The 7,539-nt window shown below is 73.2% G+C and carries 8 protein-coding genes; all 8 read left to right on the forward strand.

The window, feature by feature from the left end; all coding sequences use genetic code 11:
• Window positions 1-793: ABC transporter permease (locus tag PROKR_RS07600; protein WP_342665859.1), on the forward strand; the 793-nt coding region annotated here is incomplete at its 5' end.
• The gene (locus PROKR_RS07605) at window positions 790-1,689 is read left to right on the forward strand and encodes an ABC transporter permease (RefSeq protein ID WP_245605741.1); all 900 of its coding nucleotides are present in this window, start codon (window positions 790-792) and stop codon (window positions 1,687-1,689) included. The genes PROKR_RS07600 and PROKR_RS07605, both read left to right, overlap by 4 nt.
• A gap of 1 nt (window position 1,690) precedes the next feature.
• Complete coding sequence (locus PROKR_RS07610; protein ID WP_051432767.1) at window positions 1,691-2,617, forward strand: ABC transporter ATP-binding protein; 927 nt, start codon at window positions 1,691-1,693, stop codon at window positions 2,615-2,617.
• Window positions 2,610-3,425, forward strand: a complete 816-nt coding sequence (locus tag PROKR_RS07615; RefSeq protein WP_051432768.1) for an IclR family transcriptional regulator domain-containing protein — start codon at window positions 2,610-2,612, stop codon at window positions 3,423-3,425. The genes PROKR_RS07610 and PROKR_RS07615 overlap by 8 nt, the downstream gene beginning before the upstream one ends.
• A 110-nt stretch (window positions 3,426-3,535) precedes the next feature.
• Window positions 3,536-4,843 carry a 4-hydroxybenzoate 3-monooxygenase gene (locus tag PROKR_RS07620; RefSeq protein ID WP_211240059.1) on the forward strand — a complete coding sequence of 436 codons (1,308 nt, stop codon included), beginning with the start codon at window positions 3,536-3,538 and terminating at the stop codon, window positions 4,841-4,843.
• A gap of 283 nt (window positions 4,844-5,126) precedes the next feature.
• Entirely contained in the window at window positions 5,127-5,948 is an 822-nt protein-coding gene (gene pcaH, locus PROKR_RS07625) for a protocatechuate 3,4-dioxygenase subunit beta (protein WP_245605742.1), read from the forward strand.
• Entirely contained in the window at window positions 5,945-6,739 is a 795-nt protein-coding gene (gene pcaG / locus PROKR_RS07630; protein WP_084800304.1) for a protocatechuate 3,4-dioxygenase subunit alpha, read from the forward strand. Before pcaH ends, pcaG begins: the two co-directional genes overlap by 4 nt.
• Window positions 6,732-7,539: lyase family protein (locus tag PROKR_RS37820; RefSeq protein WP_036961488.1), on the forward strand; the 808-nt coding region annotated here is incomplete at its 3' end. The genes pcaG and PROKR_RS37820, both read left to right, overlap by 8 nt.

Raw genomic sequence — 7,539 nt, forward strand, 5'->3', positions numbered from 1 at the left:
CGTGTCAGCCACCCTGCCCGCCGCCGTGCGTGTCTGGGGGCTCGGCGGCGCGGGGGTCGCGACGCTGCTCCTGGTCGTCGAGCTGGTGCCCCGGCTCGGCATCGTCGACGCGCGGTACCTGCCTCCGACGTCGCAGATCCTGGGCGCCCTCGCCGAACGCCTCGGCCGGGCCGAGCTCTGGACCGCGCTGGGGCAGACGCTGACCACGTGGTTCACGGGGCTGGCGATCGCGCTCGTGGCCGGGGTGGCGCTCGGCGTCGTCATCGGGTCGGTGCCGTGGTTGCGCGCCGTGACGGCGTCGACCATCGAGTTTCTGCGGCCGGTCCCGTCGGTCGCGCTGATCCCCGTCGCGATCCTGCTGTACGGCACCGGCATGGCCTCGACCCTGCTGCTGGTGGTCTACGCGAGCTTCTGGCAGGTGCTGGTGCAGGTGCTGTCGGGCGTGCAGGACGTCGATCCGGTCGCCTCCGACACGGCGCGCTCCTACCGGTTCTCGCCGCTGACCCGCATCCGCACCCTCGTGTGGCCGACCACGCTGCCGTACGCGATGACGGGCCTGCGGCTCGCGGCCAGCGTCGCGCTGATCCTCACCGTGACCGGCGAGCTGCTGATCGGCACCCCCGGGATCGGCCGCCTGCTCGGGGTGGCGCAGTCCTCCGGCGCGGTCGCGTCGATGTACGCGTACGTGGTGGTCGCGGGCCTGCTGGGTGTGGCGGTCAACCTCGTGGCCCGCGCGCTGGAGCGCCGGACGCTGTTCTGGCACCCGTCGGTGCGCGGAGAGGCGGTGGCGTGAGCGGCACGGGCGGCACGGGTCGCATGAGCGGCACGGGCGGCACGGGCGGTGTGCGCGACAGGGTGCACGCGGCTGAGGCTCGGACCGGGGCCCGGACCGGTCTCGGCCGGGTGCTGCGGTCCGTGCTGCTCGTCGTCGGCCTGCCCGCCGTCCTGCTCACGGCCTGGTGGGTGCTGACCGACGGCAGCACGTCGTACTTCAACCCGCCGCTGCGCACGATCGTCGGTACGTTCGGCGAGACGTGGTTCGGGTCGCCGTTCGCGGAGAGCCGGTTCGTGCAGGACGTCGTCCCCTCGGTCCTGCGGCTGCTGGCGGGATACGGGATCGCGCTGGTGGTCGGCGTCGTCCTCGGTGTGGCGATCGGGTCCTCGCGTGCCCTGCGCGCGTACGCCGAGCCGGTGCTGGAGTTCTTCCGGGCCGTCCCGCCGCCCGTCATGGTGCCGATCCTGATGCTGTTCCTCGGCATCGGCACGTCGATGAAGATCGTGGTGATCGCGACCGGCTGCCTCTGGCCCATCCTGCTCAACACGGTCGAGGGCGTGCGCGGCCTGGATCCCGTGCTGCGCGACACCGCCCGCGCCTACCGGCTGGGCCGTGCGGCGACGGTGCGGCACCTGGTGCTGCGCGGGGCGAGCCCGCAGATCGTGACCGGCGCCCGGCAGGCGCTGTCGATCGGGATCATCCTGATGGTGATCAGCGAGATGTTCGCGGCCAAGGACGGCCTGGGCTTCTCGATCGTGCAGTTCCAGCGCAGCTTCGCCATCCCGGAGATGTGGAGCGGGGTCATCCTGCTCGGCGTCGTCGGCGTGCTGCTGTCCCTCGTCTTCCGGGCCGTGACGAACGCGACCCTGAGCTGGTACCTCGGGTACCGGCAGTCCCAGCACGGAGGTGCCTGAGATGACCGGCCCAGACGGTTCTGCCGCAGCAAGCGCTGCCCCGAGCGGTGCGCGCCTCGACGTCCGCGGCCTGCGCAAGGTCTATCCGGGCAGCGGCAGATCGGGCAGTGGCAGATCCGGCCGTGGCAGATCCGGCAGCGGCGGAGCCGGTGCGCCCGTCGAGGCGATTTCCGACCTCACGTTCGAGGTGCGCCCGGGTGAGCTGGTCTGCGTCGTCGGACCCTCGGGTGCCGGCAAGACGACGCTGCTGCGCTGCATGGCAGGCCTCCTGCCCGCGACGTCGGGCGAGGTGGTGCTGGGGGAGTCCGCGATCACCGGACCGCCGGAGGGGATGGCGGTGGTGCTGCAGGAGTACGGGCGGTCGCTCTTCCCCTGGATGACGGTCGCCCAGAACGTCGAGCTGCCGCTGAAGGAGAAGCGCGTCACGAGGCGACGCCGGGCCGAGCTGGTGCGGGAGACGCTGGCGGCGGTCGGCCTGGGCGACGTCGACGGCGCGTACCCGTGGCAGCTGTCCGGCGGGATGCAGCAGCGCGTCGCGATCGCGCGGGCCGCCGCCTACGAGCCGCGGGTGCTGCTCATGGACGAGCCGTTCGCCGCCGTCGACGCGCAGACCCGGTTCGACCTGGAGGACCTGGTCCGCGCGCTGTGGAAGCGGCTGGGCATCACCGTCGTCTTCGTCACCCACGACATCGACGAGGCGATCTACCTGGGCGAGCGCGTCCTCGTCCTGTCGGCCCGGCCCACGGTCGTGCTGGAGGACGTCGAGGTCGGCCTCGGTCCGGACCGCGACCAGCTCGAGACCCGTGGCACGGCCGAGTTCGCCCGGCTGCGCACGCACGTCTACGAGCTGGTGCAGCAGGCGAAGCAGGGGGTGCGCAGCCTCGCGGCCGCGCGGCTCACGCATACGGTGGGTGGGGCTGATGTCTGACGGCGGGAGCGGTCCGGACGACGTCGGCCTCGCCCGCTCGTCCGAGTTCGTGCAGTCGCTCGAACGCGGCCTGGCGGTGATCCGGGCGTTCGACGGCGACCGGCGGTCCCTCACGCTGAGCGACGTCGCCCGGGAGGCCGGGCTCAGCCGGGCGTCGGCGCGGCGGTTCCTGCACACCCTGGTCGAGCTCGGGTACGTCGCGACGGACGGCCGCGAGTTCACGCTGCGGCCGGCGCTGCTCGAGCTCGGGTACGCGTACCTGTCGAGCCTGACGCTGCCGGACCTCGCGACCCCGCACCTCGAGAAGCTGTCGGAACAGGTCAGCGAGTCGTCGTCCGTGGCGGTGCTCGACGGCGCGGACATCGTCTACGTCGCCCGCGTCGCGACCCGCCGCATCATGAGCGCGACGATCCGGGTCGGCACACGCTTCCCGGCGTACGCGACGTCGATGGGCAGGGCGATCCTCGCTCACGCCGAGCCCGTAGACCTGGAGGACTACCTCACGCGGGCCGCGCCGGCGGGCCGGCTCGAGCCGCTGACCGCCCGCACGGTCACCGATCCCCGGGAGCTGCGGGACGCCCTCGCCCGGGTGCGCGAGCAGGGCTGGGCGCTGGTCGACCAGGAGCTGGAGGACGGGCTGCGCTCCGTCGCGGCGCCGCTGCGCGACGGGACGGGCCGCGTCGTCGCCGCGGTCAACGTCTCGGCGCCCGTACGACGCGGCGAGATCCCGGAGATCCTGCGGCACCTGCTGCCACCGCTGCTCAAGGCTGCCGCCGCGATCGAGGCAGACCTGGCGCGGATGCGATGAGGTGACCGGGGCGCTGTGGGGTCCGGAAGAACGAATCGTCTGAACGGATGAACTGTCTGAACGGATGAACTGTCTGAACGGACGAACTGTCTGAACTGAGGGAGGCACTGTTGCCGGTACCACCAGCGGTTGATCCGACGTCGGGCTCCCCGGCTTCGCGACGTCCGCACGCGCCCGAACGGACCCTGGTCGGAATCGTCGGCGGCGGTCCGGCAGGCCTGCTGCTCTCGCACCTGCTGCACCGGTCCGGCGTCGACCACGTGGTGCTGGAGGCACGCTCACGCGAGGAGATCGAGCACACGCACCGCGCCGGAATCCTGGAGGCCGGCGCGGTGCAGGTCCTGGTCGACGCCGGTCTGGACCGGGTGCTGCGCGACGGCTCCCGGCACGACGGCATCGTGCTGCGCTTCGACGGGGCCGGCCACCGCATCGACCTGACCGGCCTCACCGGCCGCAGCGTCTGGCTCTACCCGCAGACCGACGTCTTCATCGACCTCGCGAACCAGCGCGCGGCCGACGGCGCCTACGGCACCGGGGGTGCCGGCGGGGCCGGCGACCAGGTGCGCTGGGGCGCCACCGTCACACATGTGCTCGACGGCGGCGGCGACCGGCCCGGCGTGCTCTGGACCGACCGGCAGGGCCGCACCCACGAGCTGCGCTGCGACGTCCTGGTCGGGGCGGACGGCTCGCACTCGACCCTGCGGCACACCCTGCCCGAGTCCCAACGGCGCACGTTCGTCCACGAGTACCCCTACGCGTGGTTCGGCGTGATCGTCGAGACGCCGCGCAGCGCTCCCGAGCTCGTGTACACGACGTCCGACCACGGGTTCGCGCTGATCAGCCAGCGCACCGAGACCCACCAGCGCCTCTACTTCCAGTGCGACCCCGACGAGGACCCGACCCGGTGGACCGACGACCAGATCTGGGCCGAGCTGCAACGCCGCGTCGCCGGACCCGACGGGTTCCGGCTTGTCGAGGGCCCCGTCGAGGAAAGGTCCGTGCTGCGGTTCCGCTCGTCCGTCGTCGAACCCGTGCGGCACGGACGCATGCTGCTCGCCGGCGACGCCGCCCACACCGTGCCGCCCACGGGAGCCAAGGGCCTGAACCTGGCGCTCGCGGACGTCGTGGTGCTGCACGACGTGCTGCAGACCTGGCTCGCCGGCGGGGGCCGGACGGGGCGCCGCGACGACACGGTGCTCGACGAGTACGGCCGCCGCGTCGCCGAGCGCGTCTGGCGAGCCCAGCACTTCTCCGCGTGGATGAGCGGCATGCTGCACTCCCACCCCGGCGAGACCGAGTTCGCGGCCCGACGGCGCCTGGCCGAGCTCCGCATGCTCGTCGCCTCGGAGTCGGGGCGAAGATTCCTCGCCGAGGGCTACACCGGCTGGGGCCCGGTGCTCGCGGAGGCGGCGCCGTGACCGGGTCCGCGCGCACGGCGTCCCGCACGACCAGGCGCACGGCGTCCCGCACGACAAGGCACACGACGACCTCGACAGGGAGACGACGATGACGAACCCGGCCGAACCGCTGAACCCGGCCGAACCGCTGAACCCGGCCGAACCGCTGACCTCCGCGGTTCCGTCGGGCGGTGCCCTTCCGCCGAGGGCCGCGGACCTGAAGGAACCAGCCGAACCGTCGGGCTCTGCCGAACCGCCGGGCTCTGGTGTGCCGCCGGGCTCTGCCGAACCGCTGGGCTCTGGTGTGCCGCCGACCACTACGCCAGACGCCGCCGCCGACACGCAGGCGGAGCTCAGCGCCGAGATCGAGGCCGTTCACCGCGCATACGCGGAGGGCCTGGCGCACGGCGCGCCCCGCGAGCACGGTCCGCGACGCGACTGGCCGCCGTACCGCAGCTCGATCCTGCGGCACCCGACCAAGGACCTGCACCACGCCGACCCCGAGACGATCGAGCTGTTCGCGCCGGTCTTCGGTGAGCGCGACATCGGCGCCCTGGAGTCCGACCTCACGGTGCAGCACGGCGGGGAGCCGATCGGTGAGCGCATCGTCGTCCGCGGCCGCGTGGTCGACGGCGAGGGCCGGCCGGTGCGCTATCAGCTCGTCGAGGTCTGGCAGGCCAACGCCGGCGGCCGGTACGTCCACAAGCGCGACCAGCACCCCGCGCCGGTCGACCCGAACTTCACCGGCGTCGGGCGCATGCTGACCGACGACGACGGCTGGTACCAGTTCCAGACCATCAAGCCCGGTCCGTACCCGTGGAAGAACCACTTCAACGCCTGGCGCCCGGCGCACATCCACTTCTCCCTGTTCGGGACCGAGCTCACGCAGCGCGTCGTCACCCAGATGTACTTCCCGGGCGACCCGCTGTTCGCACTCGACCCGATCTACCAGTCCATCCAGGACCCGCGGGCGCGCGAGCTGCTGGTCGCGACCTACGACCACGACCTGTCGCAGCACGAGTGGGCGACGGGGTACCGGTGGGACATCGTCCTGTCGGGGTCGCGCCGCACCTGGACCGAGCCGGAGGACGACCGCGACGGAGAAGGACCGAGGAGGAGCCGATGAGCGACCCGACCCGCGAGCCGATCCCGCCGACGCCCGCCCAGACCGTCGGCCCCTTCTTCGGCTACGCGCTGCCCTACGCGCGTGGCAACGAGCTGGTCGAACCGGGCACCCCCGGCGCCGTGCGCCTGCACGGCACCGTGTACGACGGCGCGGGCGCGCCCGTCCCCGACGCGCTCATCGAGATCTGGCAGACAGACCCGGCAGGCGCCGTCGTCGCGCGGAGCGGCTCCCTCCTGCGCGACGGGACGTTCACGGGCTGGGGGCGGGCCGAGACCGACCGCGAGGGCTGCTACTGGTTCCGCACCCTGGAGCCGGGCGCGACCGAGCCGGGCCGCGCACCGTTCTTCGCGGTGACGGTGTTCGCCCGGGGCCTGCAGGACAGGCTGTTCACCCGCGCCTACCTCCCGGAGGACGACGGCGCCGGGCCGGGAGTCGACGCCGTCGGGCCGGGCGCGGACGCCGCCGGGACGGAGAGCGCAGGAGCCTGGCCGTGCGCCGAGCCCCTCCTCGCCTCGCTCGAACCCGAACGGCGCGCCACCCTGGTCACATCGCGCGAGACCGACGGCTCGCTGCGGTTCGACATCCGCCTCCAGGGCGGGCCCCACGGGGAGGAGGAGACCGTGTTCCTCACGTACGACCTGCCTCGCACCGTCCCTGCTGGTGCTGGTGCCGGTGCGGCGGTCGCGACCAAGGGGACCGGGTCCGTCGAAGGCCCGGACCAGCCCGCAGCGAACGACCATGGGTCGTACCCGAGCGGGCCCGTCCCGCCTCAGGGTGGTTTCGATGCCTGACGTCGGCCTCCTGACGCCCGGCGCCGACCTCGCGCCGGGGTCCCCGGCCGCCGTGACCGACGACGTCGCGCTCCTGCGGGCGATGCTCCGCGTCGAGGCGGCGTGGGTGCACGTCCTCGTCCGGCGCGGGGTAGCGGCGGACATCCAACGGGCAGCGTCGAGCATCGGCGTCGCCCACGTCGGACGAGCGGCACCCGGCTCCGCGGCTGCGGGCCCCGCAGTCTCAGGCTCCGCATTCTCAGGCTCCGCATTCTCAGGCTCGACAGTCTCAGGCTCGACAGTCTCAGGCTCCGCAGTCTCAGGCTCCACGGGCGCACTCCTCACGGGCGACGACGAGGCGATCGACGGCTCCGGCGCCGTCGACCCCACGGAGACATATCCCGAGGACATCGTCGAGATCCCCGACGCACACGCCCACGACACCGCCGACATCGCCGCCGTGGTCGACAGCACCGTCGAACGCCTGGCCGGGTCCGACGGCGAGGCGCTCGCCCTCGCGACGCGACTAGCCCGCGAGAGCGGAGCCGGTGGCAATCCCGTGATCCCGCTGGTCGGCGCACTGCGCGCGGCGGTGGGACCGCACATCGCACCCGTCGTGCACGCGGGGCTCACGTCCCAGGACGTGCTCGACACGGCCCTCGTCCTCATGCTGCGCGACGCCGCCCACGCCGTCGTGGAGGATCTTGACCAGGCCGCTGTCGCCGCGGCCCGCCTCGCCGCCGAGCATCGCTCTCGGCCTGCGCTCGCCCGCACCCTCGCGCAGGCCGCCGTGCCGACCACACTGGGCGCGCGGTTCGCCG

This window comes from Promicromonospora kroppenstedtii DSM 19349, assembly GCF_000515355.1.
GTDB classification, from domain to species: Bacteria; Actinomycetota; Actinomycetes; order Actinomycetales; family Cellulomonadaceae; genus Promicromonospora; species Promicromonospora kroppenstedtii.

What these genes read in the sequence shown, in the direction of transcription:
- pcaG (WP_084800304.1), top strand. Translation starts at nt 5,945, where the DNA reads ATGAGCGACCCGACCCGCGAGCCGATCCCGCCGACGCCCGCCCAGACC.
- PROKR_RS07615 (WP_051432768.1), top strand. Translation starts at nt 2,610, where the DNA reads ATGTCTGACGGCGGGAGCGGTCCGGACGACGTCGGCCTCGCCCGCTCG.
- PROKR_RS07610 (WP_051432767.1), top strand. Translation starts at nt 1,691, where the DNA reads ATGACCGGCCCAGACGGTTCTGCCGCAGCAAGCGCTGCCCCGAGCGGT.